Below are 14,472 nucleotides of genomic sequence, written 5' to 3'. Positions count from 1 at the left end.
AATTCTCACTGGATTGGATCCTTTAACGGTTTTCCTGTTCGGCGGTGTTCAAACAGGAATGGCATGGCCTGCAATAACGTGGCGATTCGGGCAGAACAAAATCTACCACCCGATCAAAAAGCTGTCAAATTACGCGGGGTTCAGAAGAGAGGCGATAAAGTCGGCTTAGGTAAGCGTGAAGAGTCGCTCGGCGTTGGCGGAGGTGGTTTCTGCGATTTTCTCGAACGGAGTGTTTCTGATCTGCGCGATCTTTTCGGCCACCGCGCGGACGTAGGCCGGTTCATTCCTTTTTCCCCGATACCCTTGCGGCGCCAGGTAGGGGGCGTCGGTCTCGATGAGAAGCCGCGAGAGATCGATGGCGGCGGCGGCCTGTTGAAGCGAGATCGCCTTCGGAAAGGTCATGATGCCCGAGAAAGAGAGATAGAAGCCGAATTGAACCGCCTTCTCCGCGACCGCGCCGTCTCCGGTGAAGCAGTGAAAAACCCCGCCGACCTCGGCGGCGTGGGATCGCCCTCCTTCTTCTTCCAAGATCTGAAAGGTTTCGTCCCAGGCTTCTCTCGTATGAATCACCAAGGGGAGCCGCTTTCGCTTTGCCAGCCGGATCTGTTCGATAAACGCGCGGCGCTGTTCCTCCGGGCTGGAATAATTGTAGTGAAAGTCGAGGCCGGTCTCCCCCAGACCGACCACTTTGGGGTGCTCCGCCAATTTCTCCATCGCCTGAAGGAGGTTTTCGTCGAGCGATTTCGCTTCGTGCGGATGCAGGCCGACCGTCGCCCAGAAAAAGGGGTATTGCGCAGCAAGGGTCACCGCCCTTTGGCTGGAGGCGAGGTCGGTTCCGATCAGGATCATCTTTCTGACCCCCGCCGCGAGGGCGCGTTCGATGACGGCCGCCCGGTCTGCATCGAATTCGGGGTCGGCGATATGGGTATGCGTATCGATCAACATTTCAGAGCCCTCTTCAGGAAGAAGGGATCATGTTACTTCCGATGAATAAAAAATTCAACCTTGTGCATGTTTTTCACAAATTCGATCATCCTGAATTGAAATTGATCCTAATTGGATCAGTCTATTGGAACCTGGCTTACGTATAGCAAGGGGACCACCCTTTTTAGCGGGCCTGGTTTTTGCTTTATTACATTTTAGTTCCATCCCCAGAAGACCCTTGTTCAAGACATAAGAAATAAAATGTAGGCGATAAGAGGAGACTGTCTAATGAAGAGAACGGTGTGGGTTGTCTTGATCGTGTCGCTTTTTTTGAATGGCTGTGGCGCGAAAAATCGCCGTGCGGAGGTTCCTCCGAAGAACGAGGCGATCGAATCGAAGATTCAGAGCAAACTAAAAGGGGATCCCCTCACGGCGGCCTGGCAGATCCGTCCGAAGCTGGAGGGGGATACCGTGACCCTGACCGGTCTGGTCGATCGTGAGGAAGAGCGTCAGCGGGCGGAGGAGTTGACGAAGTCAGTCGTCGGCGAGCTTCGACGGGTGGATAATCAACTGATGCTGACGCAGGAGGTCATTCTGGACAATTCAATCGTGGCGGCGTTGAAAACCGAGCTGGTGACCGATCCTGCCACGCGCCAGGCCAACATCGATGTGCAAAGCCGCAGAGGGGTCGTTGTCCTGGAGGGGGAGGTTCAAACAAAGGACCAGCGGCGTCAAGCCGAAGCGCTGGCGAAGGAGATCGCCGGCGTCAAACAGGTTGAGAATAATCTGAAGGTGCAGGGGTGATCCCATGACCGATTATGATGTTATTGTGGTCGGCCTCGGTCCGGCCGGGGCGATCGCCGCGTATGAGCTGAGCCGGCGGGGACACCGGGTTCTGGCGCTGGAGCGATCTTCTCTCCCCCGGGGGAAGATCTGCGGCGGGGCCCTGACGGTTCGGGCCGCCGCGTTGATCCCTTTCGATATCAGCGATCAGATCGAGCAGACGATCCAGGGGGTCCGTTTTGATTTTTGCGGGAAGGATCCTTTCATGATCGAAACGCCCGAGCCGGTCGCCTCGACGGTGTCGCGCGACCGCTTCGACTATCTTTTGGCCTCGAAGGCGGAAACGGCGGGGGCGGTGCTCTGTGACGGGACCGAAGTGGTCGAGTGGGCGGAGGAGAACGGGGAGATTGCGGTCCGGACCCAACACGACGGATGGCGTTGCAGTTACCTAATCGGGGCGGACGGCCTCAACGGCCTGATCCGGCGCGGCGGGGGGCTGCCGGGCGAAGGGGCGGTCGGCGTGGAGAGCGAGATCCCTTATCAGGGAGAAGAGCATGAGGATCACAGCCTCATTCAGATCGATCTCGGATCGGCCCCGCACGGCTTCGGCTGGCGCCTTCCGAAGCGGGATCATCACGCAACGGGCGTTTCCGGCGCGGACCGAAAGGTCAAAAGCGCCGGAGAGCTCTACGGCCAGTTCATCGAAAATCAGGGGATCCTCAAGGAGGCGTCGGGACAACCGGTGAGTGTTTTCCAGCGGGCCTCCATCAGCGAGAGGACGCCGCTTCATGAGGGGGGTGTCCTCTGGGTCGGCGACGCCGCCGGCCTGATCGATCCCCTTTCCGGGGACGGACTTTATTATGCCCTTCTGACTGGACTGATTGCGGCGGAGGTGATCTCGAATAACCTGAAGGGGACCGGAGAGGGCTTGTCGGCTTATACCGCGCGGGTCCGGGCCGAGACGGCGGAAGAGTTCAAGGCCGCCCGCCGGTTTGCGCGCCTCTTCCACAAATGGCCGGAGACGAGCTACCGATTCCTTCAGAGCCACAAGTGGATTGCCGAGCTTTACTTCGAGGTCTTGCGGGGGCGGGAGCGGTACGCTCACATCTGGCCGGTGGTCCGAAGGGAGTGGCTGCGGTTTGCCTGGAAATACTGGCTGACGCCGAGAAGGTCTCAGACCCAACCCCTCCGGCAGACGACGCTCGGCGCTTTCTGGAGAAAAGGGAGCGAGCTTCTCTTCCACCGCGATCGTGGCGACCACTATGCTCATCCGGATCGGCGGGCCCACCGGCGGGCGTGAAGGATTGAGTGTTAATGCGGTTCGTGGAGTTTGTTTTGGAAGCGAGGGTCCCGCCGCAAAACCGTCCGGCGATGTGTGCATAAATAGAACGATTCTCTTATTGGGCGCTGGTAAATCTGATTCAGTATTCGAAAACGACATTGTAAAGGGCCGGGACCATCTCCACGCCGAGCAGTGCTAATCTCGCCTTCATCGGCGTGACGCTCTTTTAGTGAGCTGAGCCAGAGAAGATTTGACCTCTTTGTGTCATGCCGTGCGCTTTCCCTCGTAGGCCTGCTTCAGCTTCGCGAGGTCGATCTTTTTCATTCGGAGCATCGCTTTCATCGCCCGTTGCGATTTTTCGGAGTTGGGATCGCCGACCCATTCGTCGATCCCCTTCGGAAAGACCTGCCAGGAGAGGCCATATTTGTCTTTGAGCCAGCCGCACTGTGACTTTTCTCCCCCTTTGGAAAGTTCGTTCCAGTAATAGTCGATCTCTTCCTGCGTCTCGCACGGCACTTGAAGCGAAATCGCCTCGTTGAATTGAAACACCGGACCGCCGTTGAGCGCGGTGAACGGCTGGCCGTTGATCTCAAACTCCACCGTCATGACCGATCCTTCCGGTCTCCCATGAATCTCAAAGCCCTCTTTTCCGAAGCGGGTGATTTTTCCGATCTTGCCCTTTTTGAAGACGGAGGTATAAAACCTCGCCGCCGCTTCGGCCTCGTTATCGAACCACAAACAGGGGGTTATTTTCGGAATAGACATTTTGCACCCTCCTTACTCTTGAATCTCGGCCTCGACCAGTTTTGCGAGGAGTGTAAGCGATTCTTGCCAGCCGAGATAGCAGGATTCCAATGGAATGACGTCGGGGATTCCTTCTTGGACGATGTTCAGCTCCGTCCCGCAGGAAACCTTCTTCAAAGAGATCGTCACCTGCATCTCTCCGGGCAGATTCGGGTCATCGAATTTGTCCGTGTGGCGGATCCGTTCGTTCGGCACGAGCTCAAGATACGCCCCGCCGAAAGAGTGGCTGTGACCATTGGTGAAGTTCGTGAACGACATCCTGTAAGTGCCGCCCACTTTGGCCTCCAGATGATGGACCTTGCCGGTGAAGCCGTTCGGCGGAAGCCATTTGACCATGGCGTCGGGATCGAGGAACGCCCGATAGATTCTTTCAGGCGTCGCACGGAGGACCCGGTGAAGCCGGACCGTGTTTTTAGACATGATTTTATCTCCTCTCAAAATGGGGTGTGTGTTGAGTTGCTCAGTCCATTAAGTGGCTGGATCTGAGCGGTCGCTTTTTGGTCGTCATTCCCGCGAAAGCGGGAAAGCGCCTGGAACCGACTTGATGCGCACAGCGCCTCCGATCGCTTCGCGACAGCAATCCAGTGCCCTAAAACCTCTGGATGCCCGCTTCCGCAGGCATGACAAAATTTAAATTGGCCTACTACTTGGTGTCTCCTTATCCTCCCGCGATGGCGCCGATGATGAGAAACGGTTCTTCTCCGGCCGCCACCTTCTCGTGGAGCGGGGCGTCGGGAGAGTCGAGGGATAGATCTTCTCCGCAGGCGAAGAACCTAAGAAACGGCCGGCGCTTCTGCGTCATATGGTCGCGAATGGTCCCCGCCAGCATCGGGTAGCGCGCTTCGAGGGCATCCAGCACGGCCCGCTGCGTCACCGGGCCGTCGATCTGGAGCTGGACCTCCGCGTCGGTCTTCGCCAGGTTTCGCAGATGGTAGGGGAGCCCGACGCGGATCATCTGAGCGTCTGCACTTCGACCGAGTACACGGCCGGAAGATCATGCACGATGGCCTTCCAGTTCTCCCCGCCGTCAGGCGACGCGTAGACCTGTCCGCCGGTGGTGCCGAAATAAATCCCGCAGTCGTCGAGCGCGTCGACCGCCATCGCATCCCGCAAGATGTCGACGTAGCAGTCGCGTTGGGGGAGCCCTTTCGTCAGAGGTTCCCATTCATTCCCGCCGGCGCGGCTGCGATACACCCGCAGCTTTCCCTCGGGGGGAAAATGCTCCGAATCGCTTTTGATCGGGACGACATACACGGTATTCGGCTCGTGCGCATGAACGTCGATTGCAAACCCGAAGTCGGTCGGGAGGTTGCCGCTGATCTCGTGCCACGACTCGCCGGCATTGTCGCTGCGCATGACATCCCAATGTTTCTGCATGAAGAGCACCTCCGGGCGCGACGGGTGCATGGCGATCCGGTGAACGCAATGACCGATTTCGGCCTTGGGATCGGGAATGTATTGAGAGACCAGTCCCTGATTGGTCGGCTTCCACGTTTTGCCGGCATCGTCGGTTCGGAAGACCCCCGCGGCGGAGATCGCGATATACATTCGATTCGGATTTTTTTGATCGAGCAGGATCGTATGCAATCCCATCCCTCCCGCGCCGGGCATCCATTGGGGCCCTGTGCCGTGGCCCCGCAATCCCGCGAGCTCGTGCCAGCTTTGTCCGCCGTCGGTGGTGCGGAAGAGCGCCGCGTCTTCGACGCCGGCGTAGACCGTGTTTGGATCATTCAAAGATGGTTCAAGGTGCCAGACCCGCTTGAACTCCCACGGATGCTGCGTGCCGTCGTACCACTGGTGGGTCGTGAGCGGCTTGCCCGTTTCCGGGGAGGTGTCGTAAACGAACTTGTTGCTTTCGGCCATCGGCATCCCATCGGGGGTCGTGGTCGGCTCGCCCGGTTTCAAGCCGGGCTGATGCCATGTTTTGCCCCCGTCGTCCGATCGCTGAATGATCTGTCCGAACCAGCTGCTGCTCTGGGAGACATAGAGGCGATTCGGATCGGCGGGAGAGCCTTTCATGTGATAGATCTCCCACCCCGCAAAGTGCGGTCCGCTGACCTCCCATTTCGCGCGCTTCCCATCCGAGGTGAGGATAAATGCCCCTTTCCGTGTGCCGACCAAAACGCGTACGCCGCTCATACTGGATTCTCCTTATTTTTGTTCAGATGAAGCCTGTTTTAATCCGGATCAGTCTAATTCATCATCTTTTTTTTGACAATCACCTTCCTGCATTGAGTAGTCGTCAGGGAACCCTGAAATCGACATCGGGCATGGCAAATTTTAATTAATTGTTTCAGTACCGGGATTCAAAATGAAGGAGACGGCCCAATTCCTCGAAAAGAAAATGTTTTCCTGCCGATGTTTTCCTTGTAAATGAGGAGTAAGGCGGGTGGGGATGGGATCACCCGGGTTCGTCTCGCCATAGCGGGAGGGTACACTCCTCCCTAGGGGAGAGTCAAGAATGATGTAGGGTGTTCCTGTTTTCCTGTTTAGATAAAGTAGAACCTCTCTTTTTCCACTTGACTTCCCCTAGTCCGTTCTGGTATTTCCAAGGGTCTTATCCCTAAATAAGGCGTCCCAGCCGGCAGGGGGCGATCCGGAATGATTTTTCAATTTGGAAATATATCATCAAGGAGAGGTCTCTTAATGAACGCACCGATCATGATCAATGGAAAGCGGTTGTCCAACCGTTTTCTGAGGGTTGCCATTCTGTTTCTGGGGATGAGCTTCTTTGTGGCAGGATGTGATGATACCAATTTTGAGCCGACGATTGTAAAAGAGGCGAGCCCCACCGGCGTCATCACGGGGAAAGTGATTGATGGGAACAGCCGGTTACCTCTTGAGGGGGTCGATCTGTCGCTGATTGTGAATGGAGAAAAGAGAACCACCCAAAGCAGCAGTTCTTCTGATTCTGATCTTAAAGGAACGTTCGTCTTTTCGGCGGTGCCTGCGGGACCTCATCCGCTGAAGATCGTCGCCCCCGGTTTTTCGACGGTTCAATTATTGGTCGGCGTCCTTCAATCCAGTGATAACACGCCGGTCACCGCAAACCTTGGCGCCATTTTTTTAGGAAAAGCGTTCGATTTAAAAGTGGTCACGACAGACAGAGGAAATATCGTCCCCGGTGTTTCGGTTTTTGCGCTGCCCAATGGTTTTCCGTCGGAGTGTAATCCCTTCTTCTTTTCTTCAAGCCCGTTTTTTACTGTTTCAGATATCAGCAATGAAATTCGTTCTACGACGGATGAAAACGGCATCGCCACCTTAGCGGGTCTGAATCAATGTGGAGAGTATCTGATCGCGGCTCCTCCGCATGACATCAATGATGATGGAATCTACGATTATGTTACAGCGACGGCCACGATCGAAGCAATCAACAGCGAAAAGACGATTTCCCTGGCTTTAGTACAAGCCCAGCGGGATGATTCGATCTCCGTTGTTGCAACGAGCATGGACCGAAATAAAGAGGTCGCGTTTAATGCCCAGAATCTTTCCGATACGGGACCTGATCCGGGGAGCAATCTTCCTGTGATCGGGGCCGGGTGTGTACCCAATAACTGTTCCCCGGCCTCTACTGTTTCTTCTTCAAACACAACCAGCCCGATCAAATTGGTTTTTAACTATCCTGTTTCCACGGACGGTCCGATCGCGGTCAGCTATATTGACGATCTTGTTAATCCGGATGCGGATGGAAATGATGTCATCGATCCGGATTTTCCAGAAATAAAATCTCTGGCGGCTCAGGCTGCGCTCGATTCCACAGGGACCATCTTAACGATCACCCCTCCTTCAGGTGGTTTCCCCAAAAACGAGACGATTCGAATCAGGTCGATCACCGCGACGGTAGCGGGGCTATCCTCTTCTTTTACACAGGATGTCTATATTTCGGATGATACCGGTACCGGCCTGAATGCTTCAAGCAGTATCACTGCGGATAATTACAACGGTTCTTCAGCCAGTAGTTCGCCTTCTCAGGTCTATTTGGAATTTCCTGAATATGTGACAGGAACCTACCAGGCGATTTCCATCGCAGCCGCCTCGGGTGCGACGCAAGGTCCAAATGACGTGGTCAGAATCAATCCGGAGTCTTTTTTCAGCGGGGTTGACGGCGAGACGATCTACACCGATGGAACGATCGCTCCGCTTTGCAGCTTCTGCGGAAATGGCTCAGGTATCGTACACCGGGTTCGTGTGCTGTCCGGTCCTTTTTCCAGCAACTTATCTCTTGCCGACGGAGATCGGATCAAGATTGGAATCGATGTGACCGATATCGAAGGAAATCATTTTTTCAAAGAGATAGAGCTCACTGTCCAGTAAGCTCAGCAGCCCATTCGCGCGTCTCACCCGCGTTCCAAGGGGAATATGCCGATATCCATCAAGCGCGAAGCGCTTCTGCTCACATCGTGAGCGAAGCGAACCATGCGACGCGCGCGCGTATTCAATTTTTTGGAGATGGATTCGGGTTCGCGTTGGAGGCGATTTCTTTTTTCTTCAGCTTGTTCTGTCTTTTTTCTTCCTGTTTCTTTTTCTTCGCGATATCTCGCTGACGCTTTTCATGTTGATAATTCGGTTTTGCCAAATGGTTGTCCTTTTTGTTGAGGGAAAGGAACGAAGCTTCGGAGCGTCGCGCCTTTCGCGTTTAGGGGAAATCGGCGTGGCAGACTCAATTCGCCTTTGTTCGTTTACGCCGAAACAGATCAATTATCTTGTATTTCGCAAAAAGTGTCCATCCCTATTTTTTTAATCCATCTATGGAGCAAGAGGGGGGGCAAGTCTGTCTTCCTTCCTCGGGGGGAACGGCTCCGACGTTGAACCGCCGCGCCGCGATGTGACGGTCGCGCCGCTCCACCTCAGGATATCGTCGATCTGCTGATTCATGGTTGGCTTGAGGGCGCCACCTGCGAAGCCGGGCTCGGCGTCGAGGGAGAAGGGAACAACCCATAACGTGACGGGTTGATAGGATTTGAAATAATACTGAATGTTGAGTTCCGAAACGGATGGATCGTAGAACAAATGGGCATACGAGGCACTGTAACCGAGAGCAAAAATACTGTGGATGGGCCAGGAATCGCGAAGGTGCAACGTGTTCTCGTCCACCCGCTCAACGGACCACTCCGGCTCGGCCTGTTGTGCAACTCTCTGAAGGGGGTTGTCGGGGACGCTTGCCTTGATATAACTCGCCCCTGAACAACCAAAGGCGGCAAGCGTGAAGAACAGAAGAAAGAACCAGAATGGCGCTGGGACTTGACGACGCAGAGACATGGGCATAGCCCTCCTTTTTGAGGTCGCTGTTAAAAAGCTCCGACAGTTTATCGATGTGCATCGGAAACAGGCGTCGGGAGCAGACCGGAGCCCTTTCGGGTTTACTCATTCGGCTTCCATTGGCGAACGAGATGTCTTGGACGAATGACGTGCCGGATCAAATGGATCGAAATACGCTTGGCCGATCGCCAGTATTCCGCGCTGCGGAATCCAGAAATCTCCCAGGCGCGCTTGGGGCTGCACCGGACCGGGGGACCCGAAATCTTCTCCCGCCCACCGCGCATGGCTCTCGACGATGGCCCACAAGATGCGCGGGTTTGCGATGAACTGCTGCCCGTTGGGGACCTTTCCGTGCAGGCCAACACGTCCCACGCCGAGCAGGGGCCCCGCCAGCTTGCCCATCATTGCCAGCACGGCCGGGCGATGCCACGCCACATCCGGAAGCAGCCGTCCCACGGCGTTCATGAGCCGGGTGGCCGCTGTGGTCCCTGCGGTGATTTCCCACTCGAATGAGAGGGCGGGCATCGCAATATGCAGGCGGAAGGGCGACGACCACGTCAGTCTGATTTCTGTTTCGATGGCATCCGACGCGAGCGCGCCGAAGAACCGGGTGCATGCCTGTCTCGGGGAGACATCGGCATAAAACCGCCAATCGCCCTCCGGCGTTCGATGCCACACGGAGGTGTAGCCGGACCCCACCGATGAGGCGGGGAATCGCCGCATCGCTAAGATGTGGCCTGAGCTGAAGGGGAGGCCCATTACACCGTAACCGTTAAACCGCTCTTCCAGGCCTGAGGGGAGCGACGCGGTCGCTTCCCATAGCGCAATGCGTTCGCGGGGTTCCGCCGGCATTAGAGTCCCATGATGAATGCTCTATTCACAAAAGCACCGGATGGTTCTGGCTCACGACCGGTCCTCTTTGGGTGCACTTACTCTGCGGTTTTGATATCGAAGTGCAGAACGTCTTCACGCGTACCCAGTTTCGTATAGAGCGCGATCGCCGGCGCATCGCTCAGGTCGGCCTGCACGAAAATAACGTAGGCCCCGCGCAATGCCGCCGTTTTTTTGAGTTCCATGATCAGCGCCGTTGCGATGCCCTGGCGCCGGTGCGCCTCGGCGACGGCCAGATCGTAGAGGTAGATCTCGCTCCGTTCCTGCTCGAACTTGCGCAGCTCATAAGCGGCAAGCGCCCCGACCACCTCGTCGTCCTTCAAGGCGGCGAGCGCGATGAAAGTGTCGCTGCCAAGTAGGCGATGAAGATAGGCGCTGCTCGGTCGAGACCCGTTATAGGTTTCCACCTCGCCGAAAGCCTTGCCGAACATCGTCAACATCCGTTCCATCACTGGAATGTCGTTGGGGCCAAGTCGGCGTATGGAAAAAGAGTCGGTTTGATAAAGGCCTTTCATCATTGAACTCTTCAAAAAGAATGTAAGGGATAAGGGGGGAGACCGGGTACGATCCCGGCCATGGCGCAAGCGCAACGGCGCCGGCCGGGGCTCTGCTGCATCGCGTTGTTAGAGGGCTCTTGAGAATGGATCACGGTCCCTCCCGTATTGGTCGCCGATGATCTGATTGCCCGTTGACTCCATATTACTTCATGAGGGTTTCTCGACGATCTTCCAGTACGAGTCCTTCCTGATGACCTTCCCGTCCCGGAACTCCCAGTGGTCGCATCCGCGTACTCGAACTGGAACTCCGTCGGGTGTCGTGCCGGTGAGTAGCCACTCCGACACGCCCATATTGCCGCTGACCCAATGCCGGTCATCGCTGTAGTGGACGTCCGGGAGACCCTTGAACCGTGTCGCTAATCCCTCTCGCACGGCCGCTTTACCGGTAAAGCGCCACCCCCAGGGGTCCGGTCCCCGAGGGAGGTCTAACGAGCAATCATCGGCAAAGAACGCCATGATGGCGTCCAGATCGTGGGCGTTAAACGCATCGGTGATTGCCTTCAATGTTGCGACGGAGACCGATTGCCGTTTAGCCATCGCGGTTTCTCTGATGGAATCTGTGCCGTGCACGCATCTGCGGCAAATGCAGGACCGACATGAGTCATATGGACTCTGTCGCACCCCGTTTAGGTTTTGTTTATTTCCTCGACGATGTTTTCATGTAGGTCTTTAATCGCCAAGGAGAGTCCCTCGATCATGGCCAGGGTATAATCTTCTATTTTAATATTCGTTCCACTTAGAATATTGGTTCTAGAATTTCCATGGAACTCTTTGCTGAATAACTCTATCCCGTCTTTTTTAAGGGCAACATTTGCTGTGGTGACCACATCGACCGGTCCCGCCAATGTGTTATAGCCAAATCCCCACGCGACCACCACAAATAAAAAGTTTCCCGTTTTAACAATGGGGGCGGACATCGTTACATTTTTTACTTCGATATCCAACTCCAGATCGGCTTGGTCCTCAATCTGTCGAAATTTGCCGCTCCGTTCTAACTCTTGGACAAAACTTTCCTGGATAAACTTTTTATAGTCGTTTTTAATCTGCGCATATCCGAGACTACTTTGATATTCAAATTTCCAGAAATTAAGAAAGAGGAGGGGAACGATATAACCTGATTTTTTCTCAACCGTCGTGTTCGGCTGCAGGATGTCATCCACAACGAAAGATGCAATCTTCACCGTTTCAGTTTGCTTATCGGGTACTTTTTCACTGTCATGTAGAAAGAGCAACTCCCCCGAGCTTACTTCCAGGGTTCTTTGAAGCCCGGTGGCTCCAGCACAACCGGTTAAGAAAAAAATCGCTACCAGTATCCATAGTTTCTTCATCGTCCATACCTCAATTGTCGGATTCGGAGGCTAATAATCTCTCGGTTGATATAACAGGTCCTAACTTCGGTTGCTTCCTGGTACAGTTTGACCAACTGGCTGGTGTCGACCTTCTCCTTTTTAATTTCTGACGTGAGATCGGCTTTTAGAACCAGCCGTAGATATTCCGGAATTTGATCGCTGTACTCGACTAACAATTCCCCGGCCTTTTGGTAATCTTCGCGTATCAGGTGGTATAAAACGTCTTCGACCGGGTTCCGGCGCTCTTTTCTTCTCTGTTCATAATTCCGAACGTCCGATATGGTGCGAAGGTGCAAGATCTCCGTATTTGCTTGCGCATCGGCCTCCATCAGACAAACGTACCGCTGATTGGCTTCAAGGCCCAAATCTTTTAGGTCATCAGGAATAATCACATATCGGGCCGGCGGGGCGCACGAGATCAGAAAGAGAATTGGACAGAGGCCGATGATCAAGACCCAAGGCCATTTCGGATGGCCTTTTTGATAGGAACGCGCCGGGTTGGACGCTTGATCACCGATTTCGGAATGGATCACAGAAGACCCTTTTCGGCTTGATGGATGGACGTTAGGACGATAAGGCCGCGTTGGAGAAATATGTGGGGGATTATACTAGGGCGGGGTTGGTCGAGTCAACAAAAAGGCGGAGGTTTTGTACAGGCGCTTTTATATCTGCTGACTCTCTTTTTTCATATGTCGGGCTCATGTTCTCTTGAGCACAACATGGGTCGCGTTCTCTGTTGCGACATGTTCAACGCATTGGTACCCCAGCTCCACCAGGTTCAATCCGGAAAAGAGCGGCTCACCCGATCCGAGAAGGATGGGAGAGATGGCGATGTGCATCTCGTCGATCCATCTTTCCTTCAAATATTGCCGGATCGTCGAAGCGCCCCCTCCGACCCGAACGTCCAGGCCATTGGCCGCCTTCTTGGCGGCGGCCAATGCGGCCTGAATCCCGCCGGTCACGAAGTGAAAGGTGGTGCCCCCTTCCATCGAAATGGAGGGTCTGGGGTGGTGGGTCAGAACGAACACCGGCACATGATAGGGCGGGTTCTCTCCCCACCATCCTTTCCATTCTTGATCCGGCCAGGGTCCGCGCACCGGGCTGAACATGTTTCGGCCGAGAATCCATGCACCGATATTTTTGAAGCCGCGCGCCGCAAAGTCATTGTCCGTTCCGGTGGTGCCGGCTTCATTTCCGAACATCTTCTGAAAGGTGGCCGTTGGTAAGACCCATCCATGCAGCGCCTCTCCGCCGACCCCCAGCGGATTCTCAAGGGTCTGATTGGGCCCCGCCCCGAAGCCGTCGATCGAGATGGAGAAACTTTCCACGCGCAGTTTGCTCATGATTCACTCCTTGGCCGTTAAGCCATCCCCTCTTTCCGGCCGATGACGCCAATGGTCGCATAATAAATCGCCGATGAATCGGGGTCGGCGGTGAAGGCTTCATAGTCGTCGATATCGGCCGGGGCGGCTTTCCCCGTGGCGATATATTTTTCCTTCAATGGGATCGAGGACATCCTCATCATCTCGGCGATTTCCGATCCGCCTCGGGAAATCGGAGCGTCGTTCTCAACCACGACGTCCTTCGCTCCCAGCTCCTGAAAAAGGATCGGAAGCTTCATTCCCAAAGCGGGATCGATCCCTTTGGAAGAATACATCTCGTTGATGGCTTGGTGGATGTTTTTGAAGGCCCGTTTTCCCGCGTCGCTCCCTCCGATCGCCCGAAAGGAAGAAAAGTCCGGCTCCTCGATGATGATGCTTCCCCCCGGCTTCAGCGATCTCCAGAGGATTTGCAGGACGGTTTGATATTCCGGGATATGGACCAGAACGTAGCGGGCGTGAATCAGATCGAATGAATCGGGCTTCAAAGGGACCGTCTGAATGTCGCCGGATAAGAGCTGTACGTTCGGCGGTGGATTGCTGATGAAGCGCGTGTTGATATCGACGGCTGTCACCTGGCCGGAGGGGCCGGCCTCGGAGGCGATCCAGGCCATGATCGAGCCGGCGCCGGCCCCGACTTCCAGGCAGTGCATTCCTCTTTTCAAGCCGGCGGAAAGGAGTCGGCGGCGCGTTGCGGGGTCAAAGATCGCCTCGATCGATCTTAGACGATTCAATTCGGCTTGAAATGAAGTGTTTTGAAAAACATACTCGGTCTGGCTCATTGGAACTCCGTTCCGGTCTAATCTCCCCTCAGCCGCTCTTTAATGTCCGCGTACGCGGCGATAACGAGGGCTTCCAAAGCCGCACTGTCGATGGGGATTCCCGGTTTCAGTTTTACATGGCGCATGTATTTTCCGGTTCCCTCCAACAGGCGGGCGGGGTCCCGCAGAGATGCGCCGTGGAAGAAGCCGATGTTGACGTGCGCCCTGAAGACACCGACGTATCCAAAAGGCGCATCTTCTACACACGCCGTTGGATACCCGTCATGCATCAGCTCTCGAACGTCGGCGCCGCATTGGCGCATTTTCGAAAACCACGTCCGGGCAATGAAGCCCAGCTCGGCGGGCTGTTCGGCCAGCCAGGCGTCGATCGCAGGATCTCTTTGGACGGCTCCCGAAAATCGAAGTAAGGCGTACAGGACCCAGACCTCCCCAATCTTTCACTGATGAACACGCACGCGCGTC

General features: G+C 55.3%; 18 protein-coding genes. 4 read left to right on the top strand and 14 right to left on the bottom strand.

Features of this window, described 5'->3' with window-relative positions; all coding sequences use genetic code 11:
- Positions 1–165: 165 nt before the first annotated feature.
- Complete coding sequence (locus MCM46_02675) at positions 166–945, bottom strand: TatD family hydrolase (protein ID MCG3110707.1); 780 nt, start codon at positions 943–945, stop codon at positions 166–168.
- A 267-nt stretch (positions 946–1,212) separates the two neighbouring features.
- Between MCM46_02675 and MCM46_02670 the strand changes: the two genes are divergently transcribed.
- Positions 1,213–1,728, top strand: coding sequence for a BON domain-containing protein (locus MCM46_02670; protein MCG3110706.1), 516 nt, complete (start codon positions 1,213–1,215; stop codon positions 1,726–1,728).
- A 4-nt stretch (positions 1,729–1,732) separates the two neighbouring features.
- A complete protein-coding gene (locus MCM46_02665; GenBank protein ID MCG3110705.1) occupies positions 1,733–3,007 on the top strand; it encodes an NAD(P)/FAD-dependent oxidoreductase in 1,275 nt (424 codons plus the stop codon).
- A gap of 246 nt (positions 3,008–3,253) precedes the next feature.
- Here MCM46_02665 and MCM46_02660 read toward each other — a convergent pair whose 3' ends face one another.
- The 4 genes from MCM46_02660 to MCM46_02645 form a co-directional block, all read right to left on the bottom strand.
- Positions 3,254–3,754 carry a VOC family protein gene (locus MCM46_02660; protein MCG3110704.1) on the bottom strand — a complete coding sequence of 167 codons (501 nt, stop codon included), beginning with the start codon at positions 3,752–3,754 and terminating at the stop codon, positions 3,254–3,256.
- Positions 3,755–3,766: 12 nt separating this feature from the next.
- Positions 3,767–4,213, bottom strand: coding sequence for an SRPBCC family protein (locus MCM46_02655; GenBank protein MCG3110703.1), 447 nt, complete (start codon positions 4,211–4,213; stop codon positions 3,767–3,769).
- A 238-nt stretch (positions 4,214–4,451) separates the two neighbouring features.
- The gene (locus MCM46_02650) at positions 4,452–4,748 is read right to left on the bottom strand and encodes a MoaD/ThiS family protein (GenBank protein MCG3110702.1); all 297 of its coding nucleotides are present in this window, start codon (positions 4,746–4,748) and stop codon (positions 4,452–4,454) included.
- Positions 4,745–5,932 carry an exo-alpha-sialidase gene (locus tag MCM46_02645; GenBank protein ID MCG3110701.1) on the bottom strand — a complete coding sequence of 396 codons (1,188 nt, stop codon included), beginning with the start codon at positions 5,930–5,932 and terminating at the stop codon, positions 4,745–4,747. Before MCM46_02645 ends, MCM46_02650 begins: the two co-directional genes overlap by 4 nt.
- Positions 5,933–6,439: 507 nt before the next feature.
- On the opposite strand from MCM46_02645, the gene MCM46_02640 reads away from it, so the two are divergent.
- Positions 6,440–8,107, top strand: a complete 1,668-nt coding sequence (locus tag MCM46_02640) for a carboxypeptidase-like regulatory domain-containing protein (GenBank protein ID MCG3110700.1) — start codon at positions 6,440–6,442, stop codon at positions 8,105–8,107.
- 432 nt (positions 8,108–8,539) lie between these two features.
- Here MCM46_02640 and MCM46_02635 read toward each other — a convergent pair whose 3' ends face one another.
- The 9 genes from MCM46_02635 to MCM46_02595 form a co-directional block, all read right to left on the bottom strand.
- Positions 8,540–9,052 carry a hypothetical protein gene (locus tag MCM46_02635; GenBank protein ID MCG3110699.1) on the bottom strand — a complete coding sequence of 171 codons (513 nt, stop codon included), beginning with the start codon at positions 9,050–9,052 and terminating at the stop codon, positions 8,540–8,542.
- Positions 9,053–9,157: 105 nt separating this feature from the next.
- Positions 9,158–9,904, bottom strand: coding sequence for a hypothetical protein (locus tag MCM46_02630; GenBank protein ID MCG3110698.1), 747 nt, complete (start codon positions 9,902–9,904; stop codon positions 9,158–9,160).
- 77 nt (positions 9,905–9,981) lie between these two features.
- On the bottom strand, positions 9,982–10,458 hold the full coding sequence (locus MCM46_02625) for an AAC(3)-I family aminoglycoside N-acetyltransferase (GenBank protein MCG3110697.1): 477 nt from the start codon (positions 10,456–10,458) through the stop codon (positions 9,982–9,984).
- Between the two features lie 189 nt (positions 10,459–10,647).
- Positions 10,648–11,037: a nuclear transport factor 2 family protein gene (locus MCM46_02620; protein ID MCG3110696.1), complete on the bottom strand. Its 390-nt coding sequence runs from the start codon at positions 11,035–11,037 to the stop codon at positions 10,648–10,650.
- Between the two features lie 89 nt (positions 11,038–11,126).
- On the bottom strand, positions 11,127–11,828 hold the full coding sequence (locus tag MCM46_02615; GenBank protein ID MCG3110695.1) for a hypothetical protein: 702 nt from the start codon (positions 11,826–11,828) through the stop codon (positions 11,127–11,129).
- A complete protein-coding gene (locus tag MCM46_02610) occupies positions 11,825–12,382 on the bottom strand; it encodes a hypothetical protein (protein ID MCG3110694.1) in 558 nt (185 codons plus the stop codon). Before MCM46_02610 ends, MCM46_02615 begins: the two co-directional genes overlap by 4 nt.
- A 165-nt stretch (positions 12,383–12,547) precedes the next feature.
- Positions 12,548–13,192 carry a dihydrofolate reductase family protein gene (locus MCM46_02605; protein ID MCG3110693.1) on the bottom strand — a complete coding sequence of 215 codons (645 nt, stop codon included), beginning with the start codon at positions 13,190–13,192 and terminating at the stop codon, positions 12,548–12,550.
- 17 nt (positions 13,193–13,209) lie between these two features.
- Positions 13,210–14,010 (bottom strand): class I SAM-dependent methyltransferase, encoded by an 801-nt coding sequence (locus MCM46_02600; protein MCG3110692.1) that lies wholly within the window; start codon positions 14,008–14,010, stop codon positions 13,210–13,212.
- Positions 14,011–14,027: 17 nt separating this feature from the next.
- Entirely contained in the window at positions 14,028–14,279 is a 252-nt protein-coding gene (locus tag MCM46_02595; protein ID MCG3110691.1) for a DUF1801 domain-containing protein, read from the bottom strand.
- Here MCM46_02595 and MCM46_02590 point away from each other — a divergent pair.
- Positions 14,274–14,417: a hypothetical protein gene (locus MCM46_02590; GenBank protein MCG3110690.1), complete on the top strand. Its 144-nt coding sequence runs from the start codon at positions 14,274–14,276 to the stop codon at positions 14,415–14,417. The two genes, MCM46_02595 and MCM46_02590, sit on opposite strands and share 6 nt — an antisense overlap.
- Positions 14,418–14,472 lie beyond the last annotated feature (55 nt).

Origin of the sequence: Candidatus Manganitrophus morganii, assembly GCA_021651055.1 — a bacterium.
GTDB lineage: Bacteria > Nitrospirota > Nitrospiria > SBBL01 > Manganitrophaceae > Manganitrophus > Manganitrophus morganii.
Note: the sequence above shows the minus strand (reverse complement) of the source record. Positions and strands in the feature narration are given on the sequence as shown.

Bases quoted from the DNA above. Each gene is read 5' to 3' on its own strand.
- MCM46_02625 (MCG3110697.1), bottom strand. From the start codon at position 10,458: ATGAAAGGCCTTTATCAAACCGACTCTTTTTCCATACGCCGACTTGGC.
- MCM46_02635 (MCG3110699.1), bottom strand. From the start codon at position 9,052: ATGTCTCTGCGTCGTCAAGTCCCAGCGCCATTCTGGTTCTTTCTTCTG.
- MCM46_02620 (MCG3110696.1), bottom strand. From the start codon at position 11,037: ATGGCTAAACGGCAATCGGTCTCCGTCGCAACATTGAAGGCAATCACC.
- MCM46_02670 (MCG3110706.1), top strand. From the start codon at position 1,213: ATGAAGAGAACGGTGTGGGTTGTCTTGATCGTGTCGCTTTTTTTGAAT.
- MCM46_02595 (MCG3110691.1), bottom strand. From the start codon at position 14,279: ATGCATGACGGGTATCCAACGGCGTGTGTAGAAGATGCGCCTTTTGGA.
- MCM46_02660 (MCG3110704.1), bottom strand. From the start codon at position 3,754: ATGTCTATTCCGAAAATAACCCCCTGTTTGTGGTTCGATAACGAGGCC.
- MCM46_02600 (MCG3110692.1), bottom strand. From the start codon at position 14,010: ATGAGCCAGACCGAGTATGTTTTTCAAAACACTTCATTTCAAGCCGAA.
- MCM46_02640 (MCG3110700.1), top strand. From the start codon at position 6,440: ATGAACGCACCGATCATGATCAATGGAAAGCGGTTGTCCAACCGTTTT.
- MCM46_02645 (MCG3110701.1), bottom strand. From the start codon at position 5,932: ATGAGCGGCGTACGCGTTTTGGTCGGCACACGGAAAGGGGCATTTATC.
- MCM46_02650 (MCG3110702.1), bottom strand. From the start codon at position 4,748: ATGATCCGCGTCGGGCTCCCCTACCATCTGCGAAACCTGGCGAAGACC.
- MCM46_02605 (MCG3110693.1), bottom strand. From the start codon at position 13,192: ATGAGCAAACTGCGCGTGGAAAGTTTCTCCATCTCGATCGACGGCTTC.
- MCM46_02590 (MCG3110690.1), top strand. From the start codon at position 14,274: ATGCATCAGCTCTCGAACGTCGGCGCCGCATTGGCGCATTTTCGAAAA.
- MCM46_02675 (MCG3110707.1), bottom strand. From the start codon at position 945: ATGTTGATCGATACGCATACCCATATCGCCGACCCCGAATTCGATGCA.
- MCM46_02615 (MCG3110695.1), bottom strand. From the start codon at position 11,828: ATGAAGAAACTATGGATACTGGTAGCGATTTTTTTCTTAACCGGTTGT.
- MCM46_02655 (MCG3110703.1), bottom strand. From the start codon at position 4,213: ATGTCTAAAAACACGGTCCGGCTTCACCGGGTCCTCCGTGCGACGCCT.
- MCM46_02630 (MCG3110698.1), bottom strand. From the start codon at position 9,904: ATGCCGGCGGAACCCCGCGAACGCATTGCGCTATGGGAAGCGACCGCG.
- MCM46_02665 (MCG3110705.1), top strand. From the start codon at position 1,733: ATGACCGATTATGATGTTATTGTGGTCGGCCTCGGTCCGGCCGGGGCG.